The 24,317-nt window shown below is 74.1% G+C and carries 28 protein-coding genes and 3 tRNA genes; 20 read left to right on the top strand and 11 right to left on the bottom strand.

Going from position 1 to position 24,317, the window contains the following annotated elements; all coding sequences use genetic code 11:
* Positions 1 to 2: 2 nt before the first annotated feature.
* The 3 genes from ACFVXN_RS10835 to ACFVXN_RS10825 all read right to left on the bottom strand — a co-directional run bounded on the left by ACFVXN_RS10835 (position 3) and on the right by ACFVXN_RS10825 (position 300).
* Positions 3 to 75 (bottom strand) — tRNA-Phe (locus tag ACFVXN_RS10835).
* Between the two features lie 42 nt (positions 76 to 117).
* Positions 118 to 191 (bottom strand) — tRNA-Asp (locus ACFVXN_RS10830).
* Between the two features lie 36 nt (positions 192 to 227).
* Positions 228 to 300, bottom strand: a tRNA-Glu gene (locus tag ACFVXN_RS10825).
* 144 nt (positions 301 to 444) lie between these two features.
* On the opposite strand from ACFVXN_RS10825, the gene ACFVXN_RS10820 reads away from it, so the two are divergent.
* Genes ACFVXN_RS10820 through ACFVXN_RS10805 form a run of 4 tightly spaced genes read left to right on the top strand, consistent with a single transcriptional unit; the run spans position 445 to position 3,071 of the window.
* Positions 445 to 789: a metallopeptidase family protein gene (locus tag ACFVXN_RS10820; protein WP_389232598.1), complete on the top strand. Its 345-nt coding sequence runs from the start codon at positions 445 to 447 to the stop codon at positions 787 to 789.
* 39 nt (positions 790 to 828) lie between these two features.
* Positions 829 to 1,215: an ArsR/SmtB family transcription factor gene (locus ACFVXN_RS10815; protein WP_389231606.1), complete on the top strand. Its 387-nt coding sequence runs from the start codon at positions 829 to 831 to the stop codon at positions 1,213 to 1,215.
* A complete protein-coding gene (locus tag ACFVXN_RS10810; RefSeq protein WP_389231603.1) occupies positions 1,173 to 2,096 on the top strand; it encodes a cation diffusion facilitator family transporter in 924 nt (307 codons plus the stop codon). Before ACFVXN_RS10815 ends, ACFVXN_RS10810 begins: the two co-directional genes overlap by 43 nt.
* A gap of 48 nt (positions 2,097 to 2,144) precedes the next feature.
* A complete protein-coding gene (locus tag ACFVXN_RS10805; RefSeq protein ID WP_389231600.1) occupies positions 2,145 to 3,071 on the top strand; it encodes an LLM class flavin-dependent oxidoreductase in 927 nt (308 codons plus the stop codon).
* Between the two features lie 210 nt (positions 3,072 to 3,281).
* Here the strand turns inward: ACFVXN_RS10805 and galE are convergent, their stop codons facing one another.
* Positions 3,282 to 4,241, bottom strand: a complete 960-nt coding sequence (gene galE, locus ACFVXN_RS10800; protein WP_389231597.1) for a UDP-glucose 4-epimerase GalE — start codon at positions 4,239 to 4,241, stop codon at positions 3,282 to 3,284.
* 262 nt (positions 4,242 to 4,503) lie between these two features.
* On the opposite strand from galE, the gene ACFVXN_RS10795 reads away from it, so the two are divergent.
* The 8 genes from ACFVXN_RS10795 (at position 4,504) to ACFVXN_RS10760 (ending at position 12,199) form a co-directional block, all read left to right on the top strand.
* The gene (locus ACFVXN_RS10795) at positions 4,504 to 5,673 is read left to right on the top strand and encodes a polyprenyl synthetase family protein (protein WP_389231594.1); all 1,170 of its coding nucleotides are present in this window, start codon (positions 4,504 to 4,506) and stop codon (positions 5,671 to 5,673) included.
* Positions 5,670 to 6,608, top strand: a complete 939-nt coding sequence (locus ACFVXN_RS10790) for a phytoene/squalene synthase family protein (protein WP_389231591.1) — start codon at positions 5,670 to 5,672, stop codon at positions 6,606 to 6,608. Before ACFVXN_RS10795 ends, ACFVXN_RS10790 begins: the two co-directional genes overlap by 4 nt.
* Complete coding sequence (gene crtI / locus ACFVXN_RS10785; protein ID WP_389231589.1) at positions 6,605 to 8,281, top strand: phytoene desaturase family protein; 1,677 nt, start codon at positions 6,605 to 6,607, stop codon at positions 8,279 to 8,281. Before ACFVXN_RS10790 ends, crtI begins: the two co-directional genes overlap by 4 nt.
* Positions 8,278 to 8,625, top strand: coding sequence for a lycopene cyclase domain-containing protein (locus tag ACFVXN_RS10780; RefSeq protein ID WP_389231586.1), 348 nt, complete (start codon positions 8,278 to 8,280; stop codon positions 8,623 to 8,625). The genes crtI and ACFVXN_RS10780 overlap by 4 nt, the downstream gene beginning before the upstream one ends.
* The gene (locus ACFVXN_RS10775) at positions 8,622 to 8,948 is read left to right on the top strand and encodes a lycopene cyclase domain-containing protein (protein ID WP_389231583.1); all 327 of its coding nucleotides are present in this window, start codon (positions 8,622 to 8,624) and stop codon (positions 8,946 to 8,948) included. Before ACFVXN_RS10780 ends, ACFVXN_RS10775 begins: the two co-directional genes overlap by 4 nt.
* Positions 8,945 to 9,817, top strand: a complete 873-nt coding sequence (locus ACFVXN_RS10770) for a prenyltransferase (RefSeq protein WP_389231580.1) — start codon at positions 8,945 to 8,947, stop codon at positions 9,815 to 9,817. Before ACFVXN_RS10775 ends, ACFVXN_RS10770 begins: the two co-directional genes overlap by 4 nt.
* Before the next feature lie 116 nt (positions 9,818 to 9,933).
* Positions 9,934 to 11,691: a mechanosensitive ion channel domain-containing protein gene (locus ACFVXN_RS10765; RefSeq protein WP_389231577.1), complete on the top strand. Its 1,758-nt coding sequence runs from the start codon at positions 9,934 to 9,936 to the stop codon at positions 11,689 to 11,691.
* Between the two features lie 223 nt (positions 11,692 to 11,914).
* A complete protein-coding gene (locus ACFVXN_RS10760) occupies positions 11,915 to 12,199 on the top strand; it encodes a hypothetical protein (protein ID WP_389231573.1) in 285 nt (94 codons plus the stop codon).
* Positions 12,200 to 12,397: 198 nt separating this feature from the next.
* Here the strand turns inward: ACFVXN_RS10760 and ACFVXN_RS10755 are convergent, their stop codons facing one another.
* The gene (locus tag ACFVXN_RS10755) at positions 12,398 to 12,667 is read right to left on the bottom strand and encodes a GlsB/YeaQ/YmgE family stress response membrane protein (protein WP_389231570.1); all 270 of its coding nucleotides are present in this window, start codon (positions 12,665 to 12,667) and stop codon (positions 12,398 to 12,400) included.
* A gap of 107 nt (positions 12,668 to 12,774) precedes the next feature.
* Entirely contained in the window at positions 12,775 to 13,122 is a 348-nt protein-coding gene (locus ACFVXN_RS10750; protein WP_389231567.1) for a VOC family protein, read from the bottom strand.
* A gap of 146 nt (positions 13,123 to 13,268) precedes the next feature.
* Between ACFVXN_RS10750 and ACFVXN_RS10745 the strand changes: the two genes are divergently transcribed.
* The gene (locus ACFVXN_RS10745) at positions 13,269 to 13,859 is read left to right on the top strand and encodes a TetR/AcrR family transcriptional regulator (RefSeq protein ID WP_389231564.1); all 591 of its coding nucleotides are present in this window, start codon (positions 13,269 to 13,271) and stop codon (positions 13,857 to 13,859) included.
* Between the two features lie 123 nt (positions 13,860 to 13,982).
* On the opposite strand, the gene ACFVXN_RS10740 is transcribed toward ACFVXN_RS10745, so the two are convergent.
* From ACFVXN_RS10740 to ACFVXN_RS10730, 3 genes are all read right to left on the bottom strand, one after another.
* Positions 13,983 to 14,282, bottom strand: coding sequence for a DUF427 domain-containing protein (locus ACFVXN_RS10740; RefSeq protein WP_389231562.1), 300 nt, complete (start codon positions 14,280 to 14,282; stop codon positions 13,983 to 13,985).
* 111 nt (positions 14,283 to 14,393) lie between these two features.
* Positions 14,394 to 14,852 carry an SRPBCC domain-containing protein gene (locus ACFVXN_RS10735; RefSeq protein WP_389231559.1) on the bottom strand — a complete coding sequence of 153 codons (459 nt, stop codon included), beginning with the start codon at positions 14,850 to 14,852 and terminating at the stop codon, positions 14,394 to 14,396.
* On the bottom strand, positions 14,849 to 15,211 hold the full coding sequence (locus ACFVXN_RS10730) for an ArsR/SmtB family transcription factor (protein ID WP_389231556.1): 363 nt from the start codon (positions 15,209 to 15,211) through the stop codon (positions 14,849 to 14,851). Before ACFVXN_RS10730 ends, ACFVXN_RS10735 begins: the two co-directional genes overlap by 4 nt.
* 81 nt (positions 15,212 to 15,292) lie before the next feature.
* On the opposite strand from ACFVXN_RS10730, the gene ACFVXN_RS10725 reads away from it, so the two are divergent.
* On the top strand, positions 15,293 to 15,877 hold the full coding sequence (locus ACFVXN_RS10725) for a DUF2231 domain-containing protein (RefSeq protein WP_389231552.1): 585 nt from the start codon (positions 15,293 to 15,295) through the stop codon (positions 15,875 to 15,877).
* The gene (locus ACFVXN_RS10720; protein ID WP_389231549.1) at positions 15,874 to 16,452 is read left to right on the top strand and encodes a hypothetical protein; all 579 of its coding nucleotides are present in this window, start codon (positions 15,874 to 15,876) and stop codon (positions 16,450 to 16,452) included. Before ACFVXN_RS10725 ends, ACFVXN_RS10720 begins: the two co-directional genes overlap by 4 nt.
* Positions 16,453 to 16,456: 4 nt before the next feature.
* On the opposite strand, the gene ACFVXN_RS10715 is transcribed toward ACFVXN_RS10720, so the two are convergent.
* Complete coding sequence (locus ACFVXN_RS10715; protein ID WP_389231546.1) at positions 16,457 to 17,479, bottom strand: LacI family DNA-binding transcriptional regulator; 1,023 nt, start codon at positions 17,477 to 17,479, stop codon at positions 16,457 to 16,459.
* A gap of 131 nt (positions 17,480 to 17,610) precedes the next feature.
* Here ACFVXN_RS10715 and ACFVXN_RS10710 point away from each other — a divergent pair, with 131 nt between their 5' ends.
* From ACFVXN_RS10710 to ACFVXN_RS10695, 4 genes are all read left to right on the top strand, one after another.
* Positions 17,611 to 19,659 (top strand): beta-galactosidase, encoded by a 2,049-nt coding sequence (locus ACFVXN_RS10710; RefSeq protein WP_389231543.1) that lies wholly within the window; start codon positions 17,611 to 17,613, stop codon positions 19,657 to 19,659.
* Positions 19,656 to 20,576: a carbohydrate ABC transporter permease gene (locus ACFVXN_RS10705; protein WP_389231540.1), complete on the top strand. Its 921-nt coding sequence runs from the start codon at positions 19,656 to 19,658 to the stop codon at positions 20,574 to 20,576. Before ACFVXN_RS10710 ends, ACFVXN_RS10705 begins: the two co-directional genes overlap by 4 nt.
* On the top strand, positions 20,573 to 21,487 hold the full coding sequence (locus ACFVXN_RS10700) for a carbohydrate ABC transporter permease (RefSeq protein ID WP_389231537.1): 915 nt from the start codon (positions 20,573 to 20,575) through the stop codon (positions 21,485 to 21,487). The genes ACFVXN_RS10705 and ACFVXN_RS10700 overlap by 4 nt, the downstream gene beginning before the upstream one ends.
* A gap of 81 nt (positions 21,488 to 21,568) precedes the next feature.
* Positions 21,569 to 22,915, top strand: coding sequence for an ABC transporter substrate-binding protein (locus ACFVXN_RS10695; protein WP_389231534.1), 1,347 nt, complete (start codon positions 21,569 to 21,571; stop codon positions 22,913 to 22,915).
* 99 nt (positions 22,916 to 23,014) lie between these two features.
* Here ACFVXN_RS10695 and ACFVXN_RS10690 read toward each other — a convergent pair whose 3' ends face one another.
* On the bottom strand, positions 23,015 to 23,638 hold the full coding sequence (locus ACFVXN_RS10690) for a hypothetical protein (protein WP_389231531.1): 624 nt from the start codon (positions 23,636 to 23,638) through the stop codon (positions 23,015 to 23,017).
* 182 nt (positions 23,639 to 23,820) lie between these two features.
* Between ACFVXN_RS10690 and ACFVXN_RS10685 the strand changes: the two genes are divergently transcribed.
* On the top strand, positions 23,821 to 24,294 hold the full coding sequence (locus tag ACFVXN_RS10685; RefSeq protein ID WP_389231528.1) for a hypothetical protein: 474 nt from the start codon (positions 23,821 to 23,823) through the stop codon (positions 24,292 to 24,294).
* Positions 24,295 to 24,317 lie beyond the last annotated feature (23 nt).

Here is a 24,317-nt window from a genome sequence, read left to right as displayed (position 1 = left end):
TGTGGCTCCGACCGGCGTCGATCCGGTGACCTTTCGATTTTCAGTCGAACGCTCTACCAACTGAGCTACAGAGCCTTGGTACGACAACACCGGCCCAGATGGACCGGTGTGATCGAGCGACCCCGACGGGACTTGAACCCGCGACCTCCGCCGTGACAGGGCGGCGCGCTAACCAACTGCGCTACGGGGCCTCGTTGTGAGACCTATTCTTCCACATGCACTGCTCGTACCCCCAACGGGATTCGAACCCGTGCTACCGCCGTGAAAGGGCGGGGTCCTGGGCCGCTAGACGATGGGGGCTCGTTCGCCCCTGACGTCGAGGCGTCTTCAGACCGGTGATGACTATACGTGCATCTGCGGGGATCCCCCAAATCGGCTCGTGGTGACCGGTCGCGCGGCCCCGCGTCCCCCGGGATCATCAGGGAGGATGGCCCCGTGGTGGACATGTCGCTGGAGGAGTTCGAGGACGCCGTCCGGGACGGGCTGGACCGCATCCCGCCCGAGCTCGCGGCCCAGATGGACAACGTCGTGGTGCTGGTCGAGGACGACGCGCCCGCCGACGACCCGGACCTGCTGGGCCTGTACGAGGGCGTACCCCTCACCGAGCGCGGCGAGTTCTGGGCGGCCGGCTCGCTGCCCGACCGGATCACGGTCTTCCGGAACCCGACGCTGGCGATCTGCGCGGACCGGGAGGAGGTCGTCGAGGAGGTCGCGATCACCGTGGTGCACGAGGTCGCGCACCACTTCGGCATCGACGACGAGCGGCTGCACCAGCTCGGCTGGGCCTGACCCGGCCCTTCCCTCCATCGACAAGGAGCGATAACATCGATGAACAACGATGATTCAGGATCCACCGCGGCGCTGCACGACCACGCCGGCGTCCCGGAGCACGCGCACCAGGACGTCGCCCGTGTGCTGCACGCCCTGGCGGACCCGACGCGGCTCTCGCTCGTCCACCTGCTCGCCGACGACGCGCTGCGGGTCGTCGACCTGACCGGGGCCCTGGGCCTCGCGCAGTCGACGGTCTCGGCGCACCTCGCGACGCTGCGGGCGGCCGGGCTCGTGGTCGCCACCCCCGAGGGGCGGGCGACCCGGTACGCGCTGGCGGACCCCGAGCTCGACGAGCTGCTGGGGGCCGCCGAGCGGGTGGTCGCCCGGACGGAGGGACGACGATGGGGCACGACCACGGGCACGGCGGCCACGACCACGGGCTGACCGCCGCGCAGGCGCACCGGGGGCGGCTGGCCGCGGTGCTCGCGATCACGCTCACGGTGCTCGTCGCCGAGGTCGTCGGCGGGCTGCTGTCCGGGTCGTTCGCGCTGCTGGCCGACGCCGGGCACATGCTGACCGACGCGGTCGGCGTCGGGCTCGCGCTGCTGGCGACGTCGCTCGCCCGCCGCCCCGCCACCGCCCGGCGCACGTTCGGCTGGCAGCGCGCGGAGATCCTCGCCGCCCTGGCGAACGGCCTGGTCCTGGCGGTCGTCGCCGTCGCGGCGGTCGTCGGCGGCGTCCGGCGGATCAGCGAACCCGCCGAGGTCGAGGCCGGCCTCATGCTCGGCGTCGCGGTGGTCGGGCTGCTCGCGAACGCCGTCGGCCTGGTGCTGCTGCGCCCGGGCCAGGCCGAGTCGCTCAACGTCCGCGGCGCCTACCTCGAGGTGCTGGGCGACCTGCTCGGGTCCGTCGCGGTGATCGGCGCCGCGGTCGTCGTGCTGACCACGGGGTTCGTCCGGGCCGACGGGATCGCGTCGGTGCTGATCGGCCTGCTGATCGCCCCCCGCGCGTGGTCGCTGCTCCGCGACGTCGGGGTCGTGCTGCTCGAGGCGACGCCGCCCGGGGTGGACCTCGACGACGTCCGCCGGCACATCTGCGGCGTCCGCGGGGTCCTCGGGGTGCACGACCTGCACGCCTGGACGATCACCTCCGGCGTCCCCGTGCTGTCCGCCCACGTGGAGGTCCCCGCCGACGTCCTCGCGCGCGGCGAGTCCGGGCGGGTCCTCGACGACCTGCGCCGGTGCCTGGCCGGGCACTTCGACGTCGACCACTGCACGTTCCAGCTCGAGCCCCCGGAGTCCCGCGAGGCCCGCACGCACGCGTGAGGGGGCCGGGACCGGCCGGTGGGGCGGCGCGTCGGTACGCTGGCGCACGTGACCGACGCCCCCGCCGCAGCGCCCGCCCGCACCCGTCTCGGCGTGGTGGTCCTCCCGCAGCGGCGCTGGTCGGCCGCGCGGCACGTGTGGCGCCGGGCGGAGGAGTACGGGTTCGACCACGCGTGGACCTACGACCACCTGGCGTGGCGGTCGCTCGCCGACGAGCCGTGGTTCGCCACAGTGCCGCTGCTCGCCGCGGCGGCGGCCGTGACCGAGCGCATCGGGCTGGGCACGTGGGTGGCCTCGCCGAACTTCCGGCACCCCGTGCCGTTCGCCAAGGACGTGATGGGGCTGGACGACATCGCCGAGGGGCGGTTCCTGCTGGGGCTGGGCGCCGGCGGCGAGGGCTTCGACGCGGGCGTGCTCGGCCCGGCGCCGACGCGGGGGGAGCGGACCCGTCGGTTCGAGGAGTTCGTCGAGCTGCTGGACCGGCTGCTCACGCACCCGGTGACCGAGCACGAGGGCGAGTTCTACGCGGCGCACGGCGCGCGGATGCTGCCCGGGACGCTCGCGACGCCGCGGACGCCGTTCGTGATCGCCGCGAACGGTCCCCGCACGATGGCGCTCGCGGCCCGGTTCGGGCAGGGCTGGGCCACGTACGGTCCGACGTTCGCCCCCGGCGAGCAGCCCGGGTCGGCGTCGGCGGCGCAGGAGGCGTGGTGGACGGGGCTGGCCGGGATGGTCGACCAGGTGCGCGAGGTCGCGGCGCGGGTCGCCCCGGAGGGCCGGGTGCCGGACCTGTACCTGAGCCTCGACGGCGCGCCGGTGTACTCCCTGGAGTCGCCGGACACCCTCGTCGAGGGGGTGGAGCGCGCCGCGGACCTGGGGTTCAGCGACGTGGTCGTGCACTGGCCCCGGGCCGAGGGCATCTACGCCGGCTCGGAGGACGTGCTGGCCGAGGGCCTGTCCCGCCTCGGCCGCTGACCCGCGACGTCGATCCCGGACACCGACCCGGCGACCCCGACCCCGCGACCCCGACCCCGGACGCCGCCGAGACAGGACCTCCCCGTCGAGACAGGACCGTGGGGCGACCTGAGTCGACGCGGCGGATCTGTCTCGGCGCGGGCAGTGGGCAGGCAGAAGGACCGGGGCCGGCGCAGGGGGGCACCGGCCCCGGTCGTCAGGGGGGCGGCCTCAGTGGGCCTGCCGGGCCTCCCAGGCGCTCGCGACCATCTCGGTCAGCGTGTGCCGCATGACCCAGTCGAGGTCGCGCGCGGCGGCCGCGCCGGACGCGACGATCCGGTCGGGGTCGCCGGGGCGCCGAGGGGCGATCTCGGGCTCGAACGGGATGCCGGTGCCCTGGGCCATCGCCGTCATGATCTCCCGCACGGAGACCCCGTCGCCGGACCCGAGGTTGTAGACCCGCTGCAGCTCGCGGCCCTCGGTGAGAGCGCGGGCGGCGGCGACGTGCGAGGTCGCGAGGTCGGCGACGTGCACGTAGTCCCGGACGCAGGTGCCGTCGGGGGTGGCGTAGTCGGTGCCGTTGATCCGGGGCGTGCGGCCGGCGGCGAGCGCGTCGAGCACGAGCGGGAACAGGTTGTGCGGGCTGGTGTCGTACAGCTCGGGGGTGCCGGAGCCGACCACGTTGAAGTACCGCAGCGACGTGTGCTGGAGCTCGGTCGCGCGGCCCTGGTCGCGGAGCAGCCACTCGCCGATGAGCTTGGACTCGCCGTAGGGGGACTCGGGGGCGGTCGCGGTGTCCTCGGTGACGAGGTCGACGTCGGGGGTGCCGTAGACGGCGGCGCTGGAGGAGAACACGATCCGGTGCACGTCGGCGGCGGCCATCGCCTCGAGGAGGTGGACGGTGCCGGTGACGTTCTGCTCGTACGTGTGCAGGGGGCGCTGCACCGAGACCCCGGCGTACTTGAAGCCGGCGAGGTGCACGACGCCGGTGACCTCGTGCTCGCGGAGCGCGGCGGTGACGAGCGCGGTGTCGAGGATCGACCCCTCCACGAACGGCACGTCCGCCGGGACGAACCCGCGGTGCCCGGACGACAGGTCGTCGAGCACGACGGCGGGGATGCCGACCTGCCCGAACGCCCGCACCACGTGCGATCCGATGTACCCCGCGCCTCCGGTCACCATCCACGTCATGTCCGCAGCGTAGCGCGATCCTGCGTGCGGTGCTGGTGCTTTCTGCGCGGATGCGTTGGATCATGTGCGTTCTTGCTGGCCCGACCGCCGACGGCCCGGCACGCCGTCGGAAATCGACGGGCCGGACAAGTCGTGTCGCAGCCGGTCATGCGGCAGAGTGCACGCTGAGGCGGACCCGCCGCCGGGTCGCCGCGGTTCCGGTGGTGCCGCTGGAGATGCTCAGTATGCTGAGCATCTTGGTCGAGTCCCTGGGAGGTCGCGCGTGCGCAGTGCCCGCAGCCGTACGGACGCGCCGGGCGCCACGAGCCTGGTCGCATCCGCACCGACGTCGCGCCCGCGCGCGGCCGCACCGCGCACCAGCGCGGCCCCGGCCGGGCTGGACGACCGCGTCGACGACGCCCTGGCGGTGGTGCGCGCCCTGCTGGTCGACGACGTCGCCCGTCGGCGCGCCGCCGCCCGGGAGACCGCCGCCGAGCACGCGTCGTTGTGGCGGGCCGTCGGCCAGCAGCTCGGTGCCGGCCGCCTCATGCGGCCGCGCCTGACCGTCGCCGCGTACCTCGGGCTCGGCGGGACGGACGTCGCCGCCGTCGCCCCGGTGGCCGCCGCCCAGGAGATGCTGCACACGGCGATGCTCGTGCACGACGACGTCCTCGACCACGACGAGACCCGCCGCGGCCGTCCCAACGTGACCGGCACCGCCCGGCGCCGGCTCGCCGCCCGCGGGGTCGTCGGGCCCGTCGCGGACGACGCGGTGCTCGCGGCCGGGCTGCTCGGCGGGGACCTGGCGATCGCCGCCGCGTTCGACCTGGTCGTCGCCGCCCCCGTCGACGCCGAGCTCCGCCTGCGCGTCGTGCAGCAGCTGGCCCGGGCCGTCGACACGACGGTGGCCGGCGAGCTGCTGGACGTGACCGGCGCGCTGCACGGCCCCACCGCCGTGGACGCGCTGCGCGTCGCCGAGCTGAAGACCGCCGTGTACTCCTGCTGCACGCCGCTGGCCGCCGGCGCGGTGCTCGCCGGGGCGGACGACGCGGTGCTCGGGGTGCTCGACCGGTTCGGCACCGCGTTCGGCGTCGCGTTCCAGCTGCTCGACGACGAGCTCGGCGTGTTCGGCGACCCCGCCGTCACCGGCAAGTCCGTGCTGTCGGACCTGCGCGAGGGCAAGCGCACCGAGCTGCTGCGCCTCGCGTACCTGCGCGCGGACGCCGCCCAGCGCGCAGTGCTCGACGGCGCCGTGGGTCGCGCGGACCTGACCGAGGAGGGGGCGGCCCGGGTGCGGGACGTGCTCGTCGGCTCCGGCGCGCTGCACGAGGCCCGCCTGGTCCGCGCCGACGCCGTCCGCACCGCGCGCACCACCGCGGAGGAGGGGCTGCCGGAGGACCTCGCGACCCACCTGACCGGCCTGCTCGACGCGCTCGCCGGGGTCGACGCGTGACCGCCGGGGTCCGCGCCGCCTCCGCCGCGCTCTACGACCGGACCGCCGCCCGCGCGAGCCGCACCGTGCTCGCCGGGTACTCCACGTCGTTCGGGCTGGGCACCCGGCTGCTGGGCCCGCGCGCCCGCCGCGACATCGAGGCCGTGTACGCCCTGGTCCGGATCGCGGACGAGGTCGTCGACACCCGGGGCGGCGCCGACGCCGGCGCGCTGCTCGACGAGCTCGAGGCGCAGACCGCGCGCGCCCTGGAGACCGGCTGGTCGACCAACCTCGTCGTGCACGCGTTCGCCCGCACGGCCCGGCGGACCGGCATCGGCCCGGCGGAGATCGACCCGTTCTTCGCGTCCATGCGCGCCGACCTCACGGTGCAGGTGCACGACCGCGCGTCGTACCTGCTGTACGTCTACGGCTCCGCCGAGGTCGTCGGGCTGATGTGCCTGCAGGTGTTCCTCAACGCCGACCGACGCCCGGGGGAGCCGGTGCGGCGCCCCGACGCGGACACCGTCGACGGCGCCCGCGCGCTGGGCGCCGCGTTCCAGAAGATCAACTTCCTGCGCGACCTCGGCGCCGACTCCGGCGAGCTCGGCCGGTGCTACTTCCCCGGCGTCGCCCCCACGGGCCCGACGGACGCGCAGCTCGCGGAGATCCTCGACGAGATCGCCGACGACCTCGCCCGGGCGCGCGCGGCGCTGCCCCGGCTGCCGCGCCGCGCCCGGACCGCCGTGGCCGCGACGCTGGCCCTGTACGACCGACTGCTCGCGGACCTCGCGGCGACACCCCCCGAGGAGGTGCTGGCGCGCCGCGTGCGGGTCAGCACGCCGCGCAAGCTCGCGGTCCTCGCGGGGGTGGTCGGCCAGCAGGCCGCGGGTGCGGTGCGGGACCGCGTGACCGGCAGCTCGCCGGCGCGCACGACGGACGACGGAGGCAGGGCGTGACGAACCGGGTGGTCGTGGTCGGCGGCGGTATCGGCGGCCTCGCGACCGCGGCGCTGCTCGCACGAGGTGGCGCCGAGGTCACCCTGCTGGAGCGGCACGAGCGGGTCGGCGGGCGCGCGGGGCTGCACGAGGTCGACGGGTTCCGGTTCGACACCGGGCCGTCGTGGTTCTTCATGCCCGAGGTGTTCGCGCACTTCTTCGACCTGCTCGGCGAGGACATCCGCGACCACCTCGACCTGGTGAAGCTGGACACCGCCTACCGGCTGTTCCCCGAGCCGGAGGCGGGTCAGCCGTCGCAGCCGTTCGACCTGACGTCGGACCCCGAGCGGAACTGGGCGACGTTCGAGGCCCTCGAGCCGGGTGCCGGCGAGGCCGTGCGGGCGTACGCCGCCGAGGCGACCGACGCCTACCGGACGGCCCTCGACCACTTCCTCTACACGACGTTCGAGCGCCTGGACCGCGCGGTCGACCTGGACGTGGCGACCCGGGTCGGCACGCTCGCGCCGCTGCTGACCCGGACGCTCGCGGACAAGGTCGCCGGCGTCACGCAGCACCCGGTGCTCCGGCAGGCGCTCAGCTACCACGCGGTGTTCCTCGGCTCGTCGCCGTACCGGGTGCCGGCGCTGTACTCCCTGATGACGCACCTGGACCTGGTCGAGGGCGTCTACTACCCGCGCGGCGGCATGTACACGGTCATCGAGGCGATCGAGCGGCTGGCGCGGAAGAACGGCGTCACCATCCGCACCGGGGCCGAGGTCGTCGGGGTCGAGGTCGACGGCGCCGGCCGGTCGCTGCGGCACCCGCGCCGCACCGGCGTCGCCCGTGGCGTGCGGCTCGCGTCCGGTGAGGTGCTCGAGGCCGACGTCGTCGTGTCCGGCGCGGACCTGTACGAGACCGAGACCGCGCTGCTGCCCGAGCAGCACCGGACCCTGCCGGCGTCCTGGTGGGAGTCGAAGGGCCCCGGCATCTCCGCGCTGCTCATCATGGCGGGCGTCCGCGGCGAGCTGCCTGAGCTGCCGCACCACTCCCTGTTCTTCACGCGCGACTGGGAGGGCAACTTCGACGACATCCTCGGCTCCGGCCGGGTGACGGCGCCGGGCGACCTGCGGGTCCCGGACGTCGCGTCGCTGTACGTGTCGCGGACCAGCGCGACCGACCCCGGCGCGGCCCCGGCCGGGCACGAGAACCTGTACGTGCTGGTGCCGTTCCCCGCCGACCCGGGGATCGGGGCGGGGGAGGCCGGCCGCGCGGAGCTCGACTCCTACGCCGACCGGTACCTCGACCAGATCGCCCGGTGGGCGGGCGTCCCGGACCTGCGCGAGCGCGTGGTGACCCGCCGGGTCGTGGGCCCGGCGGACTTCGCGCGCGACTTCTCGTCGTGGCGGGGCTCCGCGCTCGGGATGGAGCACACGCTCGCGCAGAGCGCGATGTTCCGGCCCTCCGACCGGTCGCCCCGGGTACCCAACCTGCTGCACGTCGGTGGCAACACCGTGCCGGGCGTCGGGCTGCCGATGTGCCTGATCGGCGCGGAGCTGGTCGCGAAGCGGATGCTGGGGGAGACCTCCCCGAGCCCCCTGCCGACGCCGCTGCGCCCCGGGTTCCTCGACGCCGCGCGCCGCCGCGGCACGTGGGCCGAGCACGGCCCGGCAGGCGCGGGGACGGGCGGCCGGTGATCGGACTCGCCTACCTGGGGGCGCTCCTGGTGTCCCTCGGCGGCCTCGCCGTGATCGACCGCCGCTGGCGCCTGGCGTTCTGGGACGCCCCCCGCCGCGCCGCCCTGACCGTGGGGATCGGCGTCGTCGGGTTCCTGCTGTGGGACGTCGCGGGCCTGCTGCTCGGGATCTTCGCCCGCGGCGAGAGCCCGCACATGACGGGGCTGCTGCTCGCCCCCGAGCTGCCCGTCGAGGAAGCCGTGTTCCTCACGCTGCTCTGCTACAACGCGCTGCTGGTCTGGCGCGGGCTGGACCGGTGGTGGGGTCGTCGGGCGCTGGCACGGGCACAGGAGGCGCGGCCGTGACCAACATCGTGCTCAACGTGATCGTGCTCGTGGTGCTGACCGCCGTGTCGTGGCGGGTGCTGCGCCGGCTGCGGCCCGGACCGGTCGTCCTCGGGGCGCTGGCCATGTGCCTGCTGACGATGGTGTTCGACACCCTGATGATCGCCGCCGACCTGTACGTCTACGCGGAGGACAAGATCCTCGGCGTCTACCTCTGGGGCGCGCCCCTGGAGGACTTCGCCTACGCGATCGCGGCCGCGCTCGCGATGCCCGTGCTGTGGACGGTGCTCGGTCCGCGCACCACCGCGTCCGCACCGACCACCGACGAGGAGGGTGCCGCGTGAAGCAGGTGCTCGCGGCGTCCCGCCCGTTCTCCTGGATCAACACCGCCTACCCGTTCGCCGCCGGCTACCTGCTGGCGACCGAGGGACGGGTCGACCTCACGTTCGTCATCGGGACGCTGTTCTTCCTGATCCCGTACAACCTGCTGATGTACGGCGTGAACGACGTGTTCGACTACGCCTCCGACCTGCGCAACCCCCGCAAGGGCGGCATCGAGGGCGCGCTGGTCGACCCGTCGGCGGCGCGCTCGGTGCACCGGCGGATCCTGTGGGCGAGCGCGCTGTCGGTGCTGCCGTTCCTGGTCTACCTGCTGGCGGTCGGGTCGCTCGCCGCCGGGCTGGTGCTCGCGCTGGTCGTGTTCCTCGTCGTCGCGTACTCGGCCCCGGTGCTGCGGTTCAAGGAGCGCCCCGTCCTGGACTCCGCGACGTCGGCGATGCACTTCGTCGGACCGCTGCTGTACGCGCTGGTGCTGGTCGACGCGGACCTGGGGTCGCGGTCGGTGTGGCCGGTGCTCGTGGCGTTCGTGGCGTGGGGGATGGCGTCCCACGCGTTCGGCGCGGTGCAGGACGTCCGCGCGGACCGCGAGGGCGGGATCGGCTCGGTCGCGACGGTGCTCGGCGCGCACGCCACCGTGGTCGGCGCGACCGTCGCGTACGTCGCCGCCGCCGGCGTGCTGCTGGTGCTGCCGTGGCCAGGGCTGCTCGCCGCGGTGCTGCCGCTGGCCTACGCGGTCAGCACGGCCCGGTTCTGGTCGGTCCGCGACGAGGACTGCGAGCGGGCCAACGCCGGCTGGCGCACGTTCCTGTGGCTGAACCTGGTGGTCGGCTTCCTGGTGACGATGCTCCTGATCGCCATCGCCCTCACCACCTGAGCCCGGCACCTGGGACCGGGGTGTGCAGGTCCTGGGGAGGGGCGGCCGGGGGGTCGGTGCTCGGGTGGTCGTCCTCAGGGGGCCGTGGTCCGATGGTCGGCGTGATCCTTGCTGCAGTGGAAGAAGACACGGTCGACACCGCCCGGGACGTCCTCGTCCCGGTGCTCTCCGTCGTCGGCGGCGTGCTGGCGGCGATGCTCGCCGCGGTCGTCATCGGGGTGCTGGTGCGCTCGGCCGCCAAGAAGTCCCTGATCGCCGCGGACCTGGCCCGGCGCGCCAAGCGGCCGCTGCGCGCGGTGCTCATCGTGATCGCGGTGTGGGTGGCGCTGGCCCTGTCGGTGCCGGACGCCACGTGGAACGCCTCGGGGTGGATGGGCGTCGTGCGGCACGTGCTGCTGATCGCCCTGATCGGCACGGCGACGTGGCTGGTCGGGACGCTGGCGTTCGTCGTCGAGGACACCGCGCTCCAGCGCTACCGCGTGGACGTGAAGGACAACCGGCACGCGCGCCGGGTCCGCACGCAGGTGCAGCTGCTCCGGCGGATCACGGTGGCCGTGCTGGTGGTCGTGGCGGTCGCCGCGGTGCTGCTGACGTTCCCGGGCGTGAGCGCGTTCGGCGCCAGCCTGCTGGCCTCCGCCGGGGTGCTGTCGATCGTCGCCGGCCTCGCGGCGCAGAGCTCGCTGGCCAACGTGTTCGCCGGGCTCCAGCTGGCGTTCACCGACGCGATCCGCGTGGACGACGTGGTGATCGCCGACGGCGAGTGGGGCCGCATCGAGGAGATCACGCTCACCTACGTCGTGGTGCACGTGTGGGACGACCGCCGGCTGATCCTGCCGTCGACCTACTTCACGCAGACGCCGTTCGAGAACTGGACCCGTCGCGCCGCGGACCTGCTGGGCACCGTGGAGCTGGACGTCGACTGGCAGGTGCCGGTCGACGAGCTGCGCGTCGAGCTGAACCGCCTGCTCGCCGCCACGGACCTGTGGGACCACCGCGTCGGCATCCTCCAGGTCACCGACGCGGTGAGCGGCTGGGTGCGGCTGCGGGCCCTCGCCAGCGCCGTCGACGCGCCCACGCTGTTCGACCTGCGCTGCTACATCCGCGAGGGCCTCGTCCAGTACCTGCAGAGCGCCGCCCCGCAGGCGCTGCCGCGCACCCGCATCGAGACCACGAAGGGCGCGCCCCTGCCTCCCGTCGAGCCCCGCACCGAGCGCCCGTCGCGCCCGGCGACCGGCGCGCACGCGGTGGTCGAGGCGCGGCCGGAGACGGGTCAGCTCGACGCCCGGCTGTTCACCGGCAGCGTCGAGGCGATGGAGCGGTCGCGGTCGTTCACCGGACCCGGCGAGGACGTCATCGCCGAGCGCGAGGAGCACGCCGCGGAGGGTCGCGAGGAGGCCGAGCCCACCCCGGGCCGCTCGTCGGGCGGCCGCCCGGTCGGGACGGTCGCGGCCCCGGGCACGGCCGCGGTCCCGCTCGCGGACGCCCCGGCGGACCCCCCGGCGGACCCCCCGTCCGAACCCATCCCCGCCACGCCGTCGGCCGACGCCGACCCCGCGGCGGAGCGGACGGACGTGGCGGGCACGCCGGGCGAGTCGGGCAGGACCGCCCCCTCGGCGGCCGTGGCTCCGGCCCCGGCCTCCGACCCCACCCCAGCCTCCGACCCCACCCCGGGCTCCGACCCCACCCCGGGCTCCGACCCCACCCCGGCCGCCGACTCCGGGACGATGGTGCTGCCCGCGTACGCCGACGAGCCGACGACCACCGGCGTCACCCAGGTCCAGCCGGCCGTCGAGCCGGACGACGGCACCCCCGCGCCGCCGACGCGCCGCTCGGTCCGCAGCGCCCCGGTGAGCCCCCGGGACGACCGCCGCTGACGGGTCCCGGGACCCTGCGCCCCGGCTCCGCAGCCGGTCCCGGGTGCGCAGGGTGCCGCACCCGATCGCCCCTGTCGACCGCGCTCCGCGCAGCGGACGGCCACCGTCTTGCCCAGCGGACCCGCGGTTGCGACCTCGCCGTGGGCTGCGCACGGTGGTGGGGACCGATGGCCGCGGCACGTCAGCGTGCGGCGGTCGCCACCGGCAACGAGAGGAGCCGTCCGTGCTCACCTTGACCGAGAACGCCAGCACCGCCGTCCGTGACCTCACCACCCGCGCCGGGCTCCCGGACTCCGGCGGCCTGCGGATCGCGGAGTCCGAGCAGCAGCTCGGGTCGTTCGAGCTCGCGCTCGTCCCCGAGGCCGCACCGGGCGACGAGGTGATCGACGCCGAGGGCGCGACCGTGTTCGTGCCGGAGTCGACCTCGACGCTCCTGGCGGACCTGACCCTGGACGCGGACCCGTCGGCGACGGGCAGCCCCGGCTTCACGCTCACGCCCCAGGGCTGACCTCCGGTCCGGGTGCCGACGTCCCCGGACGGACAGCGAGGGCCCGCGCAGCCGCCTCGAGCGGATGTGCGGGCCCTCGTCGTGCCGGGCGCGGCGCCGGTGTCCCACCGGTCGCCGGCTGGTCCGGCATACGGTCCGGCGGTGGTGTCCCACCACCGCCGGACCGGGCTCGTCCCCCTGGGGGGGATCAGGCAGGGGTCAGGCGCGGGCGCCCTTGCGGCCGGTCAGCGCGCCGTAGATCAGCAGCACGATGATCGAGCCGCCGATGGCGAGCAGCCAGGTCTGGATCGAGAAGAAGTCCTCGAGCGGAGCGTTGAACAGCACGCTCCCCAGCCAGCCACCCAGCAGGGCGCCGATGACGCCCAGCAGCAGCGTCACGAACCAGCCCCCGGCCTGGCGGCCCGGCAGGATCGCCTTCGCGATCGCACCGGCGATCAGTCCCAGCAGCAGGAATCCGAAGAATCCCATCAGGCACCTCCATGTCTCGGTCAGAACGAGGGAACAGTCCCACGCGGTGATCGGCCCCGCATCCCGAGACGCTGTGCCCGCGCTCACAGCGCGGGCACAGCGGGGTGTCAGGCGGCGGGCAGGAGGTCGAACGCGTTGCCCTCGGGGTCGGTGAGGCGGACCCAGCGGGCCGCGCCGGCGACGGCACCGACGCGCCGGGCGCCGAGCCGGACGAGCCGCTCGGACTCGCGCTCCAGGTCTCCGGTCACGAGGTCGAGGTGCAGGGCGTTGCGCACCACGCCGCCGGCGGGGACGCGGTCGAAGACGAGCCGGGGTGCGGCGTCGTCGGCCACCAGCTCGGCGTGCTCGGAGCTGGCGCCGGGTGCGACGTCCCGGCCGAGCGCGGCGCCCCAGAACCGGGCGACGGCGTGGGCGTCGTAGGCGTCGAACGAGAGTCCGTGGAAGGTGCTGGCCATGGGTGCCTCCTGGTGCTGCGGTGCGAGGGCCGCGGCCGTCGTCGACGGGAGGTCGTCCGGCGGCGTACCCTGGAACGGAGGAGCCTCCGTTTCGCTCCGTCGACCTTAACCGGAGGTTCCTCCGGTTCGCAAGGGGGAATGTCCACGTGTCCACGACGCCCGCCGAGAAGCCGCTGCGCGCCGACGCCGCGCGCAACCGCGCCCGGCTGCTCGAGGTCGCCGCCGCCTCGTTCGCCGAGGACGGCGACACGCCGCTCGAGGCGATCGCGCAGCGCGCGGGCGTGGGGATCGGCACCCTCTACCGGCACTTCCCCGAGCGGGGCGCGCTGGTCGAGGCGGCCTACCGCCAGGAGGTCACGGCGCTGTGCGACGCCGCCCCCGCGCTGCTCGAGGCAGACCGGCCGGCGGTCGAGTCCCTGCGCGAGTGGATGGGGCGCTACGTCCGGTACGCCGCCGCCAAGCGCGGCATGGGCGCGGCCCTGCGCGCCGCCGCCGGGTCGGACTCGTCGCTGTTCGCGGAGACGCGCGAGCGGATCATCGGCGCGATCGAGGTGCTGCTCGCCGCGGGCCGGGCCGACGGGACCGTCCGCCCGGACGTCGACGGCGAGCAGGTGATGCTGGCGATGGGTGGCGTCTGGAACGTCCCCGACTCCGACCGGTGGGCGGAACGGGTCCGCGGCCTCCTCGACCTCGTCGTCGACGGCCTCCGCTACGGCGCCCCCGCCAACCCGACCTGACCCCCACCCCCACGCCCGTCGCCCGTCGAGGTCGAGGGTTTCGCGCGAGGTCGAGGGTTTCACGGGCCGGTCCCGTCATGAACCCTCGACCTCGCGGGCGGGCTGACCCCCCGCGGCGGGCGGTCAGGACACGGACACGCCCGGGCCGAATGCGACGAAGCCGCTGAAGTCCGCGCCGACCCGGTCGAACGCCGCCGGGTAGGGGTCCGGGTAGGACCAGGCGAGGTCGGTCCGCAGCGCGTCGCCGTCGCGGACGGACCAGTACTGGCACACGCCCTTCCACGGGCAGGTGTAGGGCGTCGGGGAGGCGACGAGCTCGGCCCGCACGCTCGACGGCGGGAAGTAGACGTTGCCCTCGATGTGCAGGACGTCGGACTCGGGCGCGTCCGCGAGGACGGTGCCGTTCAGGGTGGCGGTGGGCATGCGGGCCTCCGGGGGTCGGGTGCGGCGCGGTGCGCGCCGGTCGGGCCGACGGTAGGTCCGCCGGCCCGACCCCGCACGCGCGGCCCGGGGCCGGCGCCGTGCCCCTGCGCCTCAGCCCCGTGCCAGGTAGGCCGCGATGCGGTCGAACGCCCCGACCCACGCGTGCTCGGCGAAGAAGTCCCGCACCTCGGCCGACGGGAACCCGCTCTGCACCACCCTCATCAGCGTGCCGCCGTCGGCGGCCTCGAGCGTGACCTCGACCCGCGTGGTCATCGTCTGCCCGTCGGGGGAGCTGCCCACGGACTCGGTGACCACGCGGTGCGGCCGGTCGATCTCGAGGAACGTCTGCACCTCGGTGAACAGCTCGTCCCGGTTCGGGCCCCAGACCGCGGTCTGCTGCCCGCCGACCCGCAGGTCGACCTCGATCTCGACGATCCCGGGCTCGGTGTCGAGGATCGCGAACCAGATCCGCTGCTGCTCGGCGTCGGTGTAGGCGTCGAAGACGACCTCGGGGGTGGCGGGCAGCAGGCGCTGCGCGCGCAGCTCGAGGTCGGTCGCGTCGGTGGTCATGTCGGTCGTCCTTCCGTCGGCGGCGCGTCGTCGCGGCCGCGCTGCAGGGTGAGGTAGGCGTCCAGCCCGTCGAGGCGGCGCTCCCAGAGGCGCTGGTAGGTCGCGATCCAGGACAGGGCGTCGTCGAGCCGCTCGGTGCCGAGCCGGCACTGCCGGGTCCGGCCGACCTTGCGGGTGACCACGAGCCCGGCGTCCTCGAGCACCCGGACGTGCTTGGTCATGCCGGTGAGCGTGATGCCGTGCGGCTCGGCGAGCTGGCCGATGGTGGCCGGGCCCTCGCCCAGGCGGGCCAGGACGTCGCGCCGGGTCGCGTCGGACAGGGCGCGGAACACGCCGTCCAGGACCTCGTGGTGAACCATGTGGTTCACCGTAACACTGAACCTCGCGGTAGACCATCCCCTCGTCGTGCGGGACCGCGGGCGCCGGGCGATGCTTCCCCCATGAGCGACGACGAGGCCCTGCCGCTGCGGCTCACCCGACGGCTCGAGCGGTCCACCCGGCTGGACGCCGCCGTCGACCGGGCCCGGCCGGTGGTGCTGTCCGCGCTGCACGCGCAGCCGCGGGTCGCCGCCCTGCTGCACGGCCGGCCGATCGGGCACGCCGCGCACCCGCTGACGACCGACCTGCCGATCGGCTTCTGGGCGAGCTCGACGGTCCTCGACCTGCTTCCCGGGGGCGGGGACGGGCGGCGCCGGGCGAGCGACCTGCTGCTCGGCCTCGGCGTGCTGTCCGCCGTCCCGGCCGTCGTCACCGGACTGGCCGACTGGGCCGTGTCGGACCGCCGCACGCTCCGGGTCGGCACGGTGCACGGCGCGCTGAACGACGTGGCGCTGGGGCTGTACGGCGCCTCGTGGCTGCTGCGCAGAGGTGGTCGTCGCGGGCTCGGGGTCGCCGTGTCGCTCGGCGCCGGCGGCGTGCTCGGCGTCAGCGCCTACCTCGGGGGGCACATGGCGTCGCGCCTCGGCTCGCCGCCGACGACCGCCTCCGGCCCGGGCGAGCCCGCTCCGGAGCCGCACCCGCGGTGACGGCGCCGCCCGAGGTGCCCCGCCTGCTGCTGCGCGGCCCCGGCGGCGCGGTCCGGGTGCTCGGCCTGCTCTCGGCCGCCGTCGCCCTCCTGCTGCGCGGGCCGGTCGACGCGGCGCTGCTCGCGCTCGTGCTCGCGGGCCTCGTCGTGCCGGTGGCGGCGGGGATCGGGCCTCGCCTGGACGCCGCCTACGGCCTCGGCCTGCTCGCGGCCGCGTGGTCCGGGGCGCTGGACCTGTACGAGACGGTTGCCTGGCTCGACCTCGTGATGCACCTGGTGGTGACGGGTCTGGTCGCGGCGGTGGCGCACGTGGCGGTCGCGCGGTGGACGGGCGCCGTGGCGGACCCCGGCACGCTGGTCGGTCCGCGGGCTCGCGCCGGGTCGGTGGTCGTGACCGCGGCGCTCGGGCTCGGGCTGAGCGTGCTCTGGGAGGTGGGGGAGTACCTCGGGCACACCTACCTCGACCCGAGCATCCACGTCGCCTACCGGGACACCGTCGGCGACCTCGTGATGGGCGGGCTCGGCTCGACGGTGGCCGGCGTCGCCCTGGTGCTGGGCCCGCGGCGGCGCGCCTGAGCCGTCAGGCGCTGTCGCGCCAGACGACCGGGGTGTCCAGCAGGATCGCGCTGGGACCGGTCTGCTCGCCGGCGATCTGCGCGAGCACGCTCTGCGCGGCCGCCCGACCGAGCCCCGCGGCAGGCTGGCGGACCGTCGACAGCTGCGGGGTGACGCGCCGGGCCCACGCGGAGTCGTCGAACCCGACCAGGCCGACGTCCTCGGGCACGCGGCGCCCGGCCCGGCGCAGGGCGTCGAGCGCGCCGGCGGCCAGGGCGTCGGAGGCCGCGAACACGCCGTCGACGTCGGGGGCGCGCTCGAGCACCGCGGACATCGCGGCGGCGCCGGCGGAGTAGGAGTACAGGTCGACCGGCTCGACGAGCGCCGGGTCGAACAGGTCGCCGAGCGCGGCGGTGAAGCCGGCGAGGCGGTCGGCGCCCGAGTCGCGGTCGAGCGCGGCGGCGATCATCGCGACCCGGCGGCGGCCGGTCGCGAGCAGCCGCCGGGTGATCTCCCGGGCGGACGCGACGTTGTCGATGCCGACCCAGGACTGGTCCTCGAGGTCGGGCGGGTGGCCGACGAACGCGACCGGCAGCTGGGCCGTGCGCATCACGGCGGTGATCGGGTCGTGGGCGCGGGCGGAGACGACGACGGCCCCGTCGACGAACCCGCCGCGCAGGTAGCGGGCGACCCGCTCGGAGTCCCGGTCCGAGCCGATGACCAGGCAGACCATCTGGTAGTCGTCCTCGGACAGCGCCTCGTTGGCGCCGAGCAGGATCTCCCCGATGTTCGGGTCCTCGAGGAACAGCGAGTGCGGCTCGTGCACGACGAACCCGACGGCGTTGGTGCGCTGCCGGACCAGGTTGCGCGCCGTGGTGCTGGGGACGTAGCCGACCTTGCGGATCGCCGCCTCGATGGCCTCGCGCGCCTCGGCGGAGACGTACCCCTCACCGGTCAGCAGCCGGCTGATCGTCCCGCGGGACACGCCGGCCTCGCGGGCGACGTCGTGCACCGTCGCGCGCTTGCGGCGGGGCGGGGTGGTCGTCACGGGGCCACTGTAGCGACGCCGGGGGGCTTGACAGCGGGACTCAGGTCGTTAGTGTGTGCACGTTCACACATCCGGATCGGGCGATTTGGCCGTGGTGGTGTGTGCACGTGCACACAAAGGAGTCGCGCACGATGACGACCACCGTCGCCCCGGTCACCGACCCGGCACCCGCCCGGTCGACCCCGACCTTCACGCACCCCGGCATCGCGTTCGGCTGTGACTGGAACCCCGAGCAGTGGGACCGGTCCGTCTGGCGCGAGGACGTCGCCCTGATGCGCGACGCCGGCGTGGACCTCGTCGCGATCAACGTCTTCGGGTGGTCCACCGTCGAGCCCCGCCCGGGCGAGTACGACTTCCGGGACCTCGACGAGGTGATGGACCTGCTCGCCGAGCACGGCGTCCGCGCCAACCTCGGCACCGGCACCGCGTCCACCCCGCCCTGGCTGACCACCCGGCACCCCGAGGTGCTGCCCGTCGCCGCCGACGGCACGACCCGCTGGCCCGGCGGCCGGCAGGCCTGGTGCCCGTCGTCGCCCGTCTACCGCGAGCGGTCGCTGGCCCTCGTCGAGCAGGTCGCGCGTCGCTACGGCGACCACCCCGCGCTGGCGCTCTGGCACGTGTCCAACGAGCTCGGCTGCCACAACGCCCTGTGCTGGTGCGACACCAGCGCGGCCGCGTTCCGCGACTGGCTGCGCGCCCGCTACGGCGACGTCGCCGCGCTGAACGCCGCCTGGGGCACCACGTTCTGGAGCCAGCGGTACGGGTCGTTCGACGAGGTGCTGCCGCCGCGCCTCACGCTGTCCACCCGCAACCCCGGCCAGGTGCTCGACTTCCACCGGTTCAGCTCCGACGAGCTGCTCGGCCAGCTGCGCGCCGAGACCGCCGTCCTCCGGGCGCACTCGCAGGTGCCGGTCACGACCAACTTCATGGTCACCGACCACATCCGGAACCTCGACTACCTCACCTGGGCGCCGCACGTCGACGTCGTCGCGAACGACCACTACCTCGACCACCGGCTCGCCGACCCGACCACCGAGCTGGCGTTCAGCGCCGACCTGACCCGCGGGATCGCGGGCGGGGCGCCGTGGCTGCTGATGGAGCACTCCACGGGCGCGGTGAACTGGCAGCCGGTGAACGTCGCCAAGGGTCCCGGCGAGATGCTGCGCAACTCGCTGACCCACGTCGCCCGCGGCGCCGACGCCGTCTGCTTCTTCCAGTGGCGCGCCTCGACGCAGGGCTCCGAGAAGTTCCACTCCGCCCTCGTGCCGCACGCCGGCACCGCCTCCCGGCAGTGGCGCGACGCCGTCGAGCTCGGCGCCGTGCTGGACCGCCTCGACGAGGTCGCCGGCTCCCGGGTGCAGGCCGACGTCGCGGTGCTGTTCGGCTGGGAGTCCTGGTGGACGGTCGACGGCGAGAACGTCCCGTCGACGGCCGTCCGGTACCGCGAGCAGGTCGTCGCCACCTACACCGCGCTGCGGGCGCAGGGCGTGACGGTCGACGTCGTCGGCGCCGACGCGGACCTGTCCGGCTACCGGCTGGTCGTGGTCCCGACGCTCTACCTGGTCCGCGACGAGCAGGCCGCGGCGCTCACCCGGTACGTCGAGGACGGCGGCACCGCGCTGGTGACGTTCTGGTCCGGCATCGCCGACGAGCACGACGCCGTGCGGCTCGGCGGCTACCCGGGCGCGTTCCGCGACCTGCTGGGCATCCGCGTCGAGGAGCTCGCCCCCGTCCTGCCCGAGCAGGTGCTCACCCTCGACACCGGCGAGCGCGCCCGGCTCTGGAGCGAGCGCTCCGAGGTCGTCGACGCCGAGGTGCTGTCCCGGTACGCCGACGGACCCGCCGCCGGCGAGGCCGCGATCACCCGGCGCGCCGCCGGTCGCGGCGCCGCCTGGTACGTCGGCACGGCGCTCGAGACACCCGACCTCGCCGCGCTCGCCGGCCGGGTGCTGGCCGACGCCGGCGTCCCCACCGACCCGGACCTCGCCGCCGCGGGGGTGGAGCGCGTCGTGCGCGCCGCCGCCGACGGCCGGCGGTGGACCTTCCTCGTCAACCACGCCGCGACCGACGTGGCCCTGCCCGCCCGGGGGCACGAGCTCGTGACGGACACCGCCGTCGCCGTCGAGCTCGTCGTCCCCGGTCGTGCGGTCCGCGTCCTGCGAGAGGAGCCCGTCCGATGACCACCCTCACCGCGCCGCCCGCGGCCGCGACCCCCGGGGTCCGCACCGCGCGGCCACGTCGCTACGGCCGCGCGATCACGTTCTTCGTCGCCCCGTTCGGCCTGCTGTTCCTGGCGTTCTACGTCGTGCCGATCGGCTACGCCGTCTACCAGTCGCTGCTCACGGTCGAGCGGGACGGCACGTTCGGCGCCGCGCGCACCGTGTTCGGCGGGCTCACCCAGTACCAGCAGGTGTTCGCCGACGAGGCGTTCTGGTCGTCCATCGGCCGGGTGCTCGTGTTCGGCGTCGTGCAGGTGCCGGTCATGCTCGGCCTGGCGCTGCTGTTCGCGCTCCTGCTCGACTCCCCGCTGGTCAAGGGCAAGAAGTTCTTCCGGCTCGCCTACTTCGTGCCGTACGCGGTGCCCGGCGTGATCGCCGCGATCATGTGGGGCTTCCTGTACTCCCCGCAGCTGTCGCCGTTCACCGCGCTGACCCAGAACGTGCCGATCCTCGGCGCCGACCTGGTGATCTGGGCCATCGCGAACGTCGTGACCTGGGTGTACGTCGGCTACAACATGCTCATCATCTACTCGGCGCTGCTCGCCATCCCCGGCGAGGTCTCCGAGGCCGCCGTCCTCGACGGCGCCAGCCAGACCCGCATCGCCTGGTCGATCAAGATCCCGATGGTGCTGCCCGCCATCTCGCTGACCGCGATCTTCTCGATCATCGGCACCCTCCAGCTCCTCGCGGAGCCGCAGGTGTTCCGCTCGTTCAGCTCGGCGGTCACCTCGACGTTCACGCCGAACATGACCGTCTACACGACCTCGGCGGTGCCGAACACGAGCCTCGCCGCGGCGTTCTCCGTGGTCCTGGCGCTCGCGACGTTCGTCCTGTCGTTCGGGTTCCTCAAGTTCTCGCAGCGCCGGGAGGCACGATGACCACGCTCACCGCACCCCCCGCGAAGTCGCGTCGGCGCGGCCCCGCGCCCGCCACCTCGCCCGGCCGCTCGGTCCGCACCCCGGTCCTGCCGCGGATGGCCGCGATGCTGGTCATGGCCGTGTTCACCGTGTACTTCCTGCTGCCGATCTGGTGGCTGCTGGTCGCGTCGTCCAAGACTCGCGGCGACGTGCTCAGCACGAACGCGCTGTGGTTCGCGGACCTCAACCTGGTCGAGAACGTGCGCGCGGTGCTCACGTACAAGGACGGCCTGTTCGCCCAGTGGATGGGCAACTCGCTGTTCTACGCCGGCGTCGGCGCGTTCGTCGCGACCCTGCTGGCCTCGATGTGCGGGTACGCCCTCGCGAAGTACGCGTTCCGCGGCCGGGAGGCGATCTTCAACGTCGTCCTCGGCGGGGTGCTCGTGCCCGCCACGGCGCTCGCGCTGCCGCTGTTCCTGCTGTTCTCCCGCGTCAACCTCACGGACACCTACTGGGCGGTGCTGCTGCCCAGCGTCGTCAGCCCGTTCGGCGTCTACCTCGCCCGGATCTACGCCGCCGCGAGCGTCCCGGACGAGCTCATCGAGGCCGCGCGCCTCGACGGCGCGGGGGAGGTGCGCACGTTCTTCGGCGTCAGCATCCGGCTGATGACGCCCGCGCTGGTCACGATCTTCCTGTTCCAGTTCGTCGCGATCTGGAACAACTTCTTCCTCCCGCTGATCATGCTGCGCGACGAGCGGAAGTTCCCGGTCACCTTCGGGCTCTACCAGTGGAACACCCAGCTCAACCAGATCCCCGAGCTCAACACGTACGTGCTCGTGGGCTCGCTGCTGTCCATCGTCCCGCTCGTGGTCGCGTTCCTCGCGCTCCAGCGGTTCTGGCGCGGCGGGCTCGGTGCGGGGTCGGTCAAGTGACCCCGCCCGCCTGATCCACCCCCTGCTGTCCCCCCCCCACCCCATCCGAGACACATCCCTCGACGAAGAAGGAGCTCTCTCATGCAGCACCGCACGCGCAGGAGCGTCACCGCCCTGCTCACCACCACCGTCCTGGTCGGCGCGCTGGCCGCGTGCTCGTCCGGCGGCGACAGCGGCTCCGGCGACGGCGGCTCCGACGCCGCGGCCTGCGAGCCGTCCGACGGCAAGGTCGAGCTGTCCTACACGTCGTGGATCCCCGGCATCGAGGTCGCCGTGGACGCCTGGAACGAGGCCAACCCCGACATCCAGGTCACCGTCCAGACCGGGCCGAACGGCAACGGCGGCACCTACCAGAACTTCTTCAACCAGCTGAAGGCCGGCAACGCGCCCGACCTCGGCCAGATCGAGTACGACGCCCTGCCGAACTTCCGCGTCCAGGACGGCCTGACCGACCTGTCCGCGTGCGCCGACGTGGTCGCCGCGCAGGACCAGTTCGTCGACTGGACCTGGGGCCAGGTCACCCTCGGCGACGACGAGTCCGTGTGGGCCGTCCCGCAGGACTCCGGCCCGATGGCGATGTTCTACCGGGCGGACCTGTTCGAGGCCAACGGCATCGCGGTCCCCACCACGTGGGACGAGTACGCCGAGGCCGCCAAGCAGGTCCGGGCCGCCGGCGGCTACATCACCAACTTCTCGACCGCCGACGTCAACCAGCTCGCCGGGTTCGTCTGGCAGGCCGACGGCCAGTGGTTCAGCAACGACCCCGACGGCTGGTCCGTCACGCTGACCTCGCCGGAGTCCGAGAAGGTCGCCGACTACTGGCAGGGCCTGCTCGCCGACGACCTCGTCTCGACCGTTCCCGCGTGGACGACCGAGTGGGACAACGCCTACAACACCGGCCAGGCGTGGACCTGGACGTCGGCCGTCTGGGGCGCGAACTCCATCGCGTCCGGCGCGCCGGACACCGCCGGCAAGTGGGCCGTCGCGCCCATGCCGCAGTGGGAGGCCGGCGACGCCGCCGCGGGTAACTGGGGCGGCTCGTCCACCGCGGTCTTCAAGGGCACGGACCACCTCTACGAGGCGACGAAGTTCGCGCTGTGGCTGAACACGTCCGAGGAGGCGCTGACCATCCTCAACGAGGAGGCCAACATCTACCCGGCCACCAAGGAGGGTGCGTCGCTGCCCGTGCTCCAGGAGGGCGTCGAGTTCTACGGCGGCCAGAAGATCTACGACGTCTTCGCCGAGGCCTCGGCCCAGGTCAACCCCGACTTCGTGTGGGGCCCGACCATGACGCAGGTCTACAACGACGTGTCCGACGGCCTGAAGAGCGCCGCGTCCGGCCAGGGCACCATCCCGGAGGCGCTCGAGTCCGCCGAGGGCAAGACGGTCTCGGCCCTCGAGGCCCAGTCGATCCCGGTCAAGAAGTAACCCTCCACGGCTGACCGGCTGGCTCGCTCGCTGGTCCGCCGAGACAGGACCGCCGCGCCGAGGTAGGACGTCCCGACGTCCTACCTCGGCGTCGGCGTCCTATCTCGACGCGGCCGGCTCGGGGGTGGGCTCGGCGGCCGGCTCCGGGACCTTCTTGAAGATGATCTTGAAGATCGGGAAGAACACGCAGTACGAGATCAGCGCGTTGATCAGCATCGTGACCACGTCCGCCGCCGTCTCCCCGGTGCCGCCCCAGCGCTCGATCATCCACTGGTAGATCGGGTCCTTGTAGAACCCCTGCAGGCACGCCGCCAGGAACGTGATGACCACGTACGCCACCGCGTACCAGGCGGCCGCCACCCGCGGGTCGGAGTTCGACTTGAACGCCACGTTGCGCTGGAGGAAGAAGTTGATGACCTGCGCGATCAGCAGCGTCAGCTGCACCGCGAGGAAGTACGCCAGCCCGCCGCCGCCGAGCGGCAACGCCCCCGCCGGGTAGTCGAACACGAAGAACGTGCTGCCGTCCGCGTTCGTGCTGACCGGCAGCACCTGGAACGCCGCCTCCACCAGCGGGGTCTGGTTGAACAGCCACTTGAACAGCGGCATGAGCGCGAGCTGCAGCACCGTCATGCCCTGGCTGATCACCGTGAACAGCACGAGCTGCGCGACCGCGGGCCGGCGCTCCTCGAAGCCCTGCCACGCGCTGCGGATGCGACCGACCATGCGACGTCCTCGTTCCGGGTCCCGGCGCCCGGCTCGTCCCGGACCCCGGGGACAGCCAAACCGCTGCCACGCCCGCCCGGGGCCGGTGGGGGACAACCTGTCGCGATGCGTGCACATCCTGTCGCGCGGCAGACGGCTGAACGGCCCCGGCACCGCGACGAGGTCGCGCTAGGGTCCGGCACATGAGCGATCAGCAGCCCCCGGGCGGCCCGCAGCCCTGGGACGCGCAGCAGCCGTCCGCGATGCAGCCGTACCAGCAGCAGCCGTACCAGCAGCCGTACGCCGGGCAGCCGTACGCCGGGCATCCCGGTGGCTACGGCCCCGACTACGGGTACGCGTACCCGCCCGCCGCCGGGCCCGTCGCCTACGGCGTCGACCCGTACACCGGCGTCGCGTGGTCGGACAAGAACCGGACCACCGCGGGCCTGCTGCAGCTGCTGCTCTCCCTCGTCGGGGTCTGCGGCGTCGGCCGCCTGTACGCCGGGCAGGTGGGCATCGGTCTCGCGCAGCTGCTCGGGTTCATCGTGGGGTGCGTCCTGATGGTCGTCCTGATCGGGTTCGTCATCGCCCCGGCCATCTGGATCTGGGCCGTCGTCGACGGGATCGTGCTGCTGTCCAGCGGCGGGCGCGACCAGTACGGCCGCCAGCTCCGGTAGCCGCTCCCGGCGCGCGGTCTACC

Source organism: Cellulomonas sp. NPDC058312 (assembly GCF_042880135.1).
Lineage (GTDB): Bacteria > Actinomycetota > Actinomycetes > Actinomycetales > Cellulomonadaceae > Cellulomonas.
The sequence above is the reverse complement of the archived record's forward strand: the minus strand, read 5'-3'. Positions and strand labels throughout refer to the sequence as shown.

Excerpts from the sequence above, each read along its gene's own strand:
- ACFVXN_RS10690 (WP_389231531.1), bottom strand. The coding sequence starts at position 23,638 with ATGGTCGGTCGCATCCGCAGCGCGTGGCAGGGCTTCGAGGAGCGCCGG.
- ACFVXN_RS10725 (WP_389231552.1), top strand. The coding sequence starts at position 15,293 with ATGAGCGACGACGAGGCCCTGCCGCTGCGGCTCACCCGACGGCTCGAG.
- ACFVXN_RS10700 (WP_389231537.1), top strand. The coding sequence starts at position 20,573 with ATGACCACGCTCACCGCACCCCCCGCGAAGTCGCGTCGGCGCGGCCCC.
- ACFVXN_RS10820 (WP_389232598.1), top strand. The coding sequence starts at position 445 with ATGTCGCTGGAGGAGTTCGAGGACGCCGTCCGGGACGGGCTGGACCGC.
- ACFVXN_RS10755 (WP_389231570.1), bottom strand. The coding sequence starts at position 12,667 with ATGGGATTCTTCGGATTCCTGCTGCTGGGACTGATCGCCGGTGCGATC.
- galE (WP_389231597.1), bottom strand. The coding sequence starts at position 4,241 with ATGACGTGGATGGTGACCGGAGGCGCGGGGTACATCGGATCGCACGTG.
- ACFVXN_RS10730 (WP_389231556.1), bottom strand. The coding sequence starts at position 15,211 with ATGGTTCACCACGAGGTCCTGGACGGCGTGTTCCGCGCCCTGTCCGAC.
- ACFVXN_RS10810 (WP_389231603.1), top strand. The coding sequence starts at position 1,173 with ATGGGGCACGACCACGGGCACGGCGGCCACGACCACGGGCTGACCGCC.
- ACFVXN_RS10815 (WP_389231606.1), top strand. The coding sequence starts at position 829 with ATGAACAACGATGATTCAGGATCCACCGCGGCGCTGCACGACCACGCC.
- ACFVXN_RS10685 (WP_389231528.1), top strand. The coding sequence starts at position 23,821 with ATGAGCGATCAGCAGCCCCCGGGCGGCCCGCAGCCCTGGGACGCGCAG.
- ACFVXN_RS10740 (WP_389231562.1), bottom strand. The coding sequence starts at position 14,282 with ATGCCCACCGCCACCCTGAACGGCACCGTCCTCGCGGACGCGCCCGAG.
- ACFVXN_RS10705 (WP_389231540.1), top strand. The coding sequence starts at position 19,656 with ATGACCACCCTCACCGCGCCGCCCGCGGCCGCGACCCCCGGGGTCCGC.
- ACFVXN_RS10710 (WP_389231543.1), top strand. The coding sequence starts at position 17,611 with ATGACGACCACCGTCGCCCCGGTCACCGACCCGGCACCCGCCCGGTCG.
- ACFVXN_RS10750 (WP_389231567.1), bottom strand. The coding sequence starts at position 13,122 with ATGGCCAGCACCTTCCACGGACTCTCGTTCGACGCCTACGACGCCCAC.
- ACFVXN_RS10695 (WP_389231534.1), top strand. The coding sequence starts at position 21,569 with ATGCAGCACCGCACGCGCAGGAGCGTCACCGCCCTGCTCACCACCACC.
- ACFVXN_RS10735 (WP_389231559.1), bottom strand. The coding sequence starts at position 14,852 with ATGACCACCGACGCGACCGACCTCGAGCTGCGCGCGCAGCGCCTGCTG.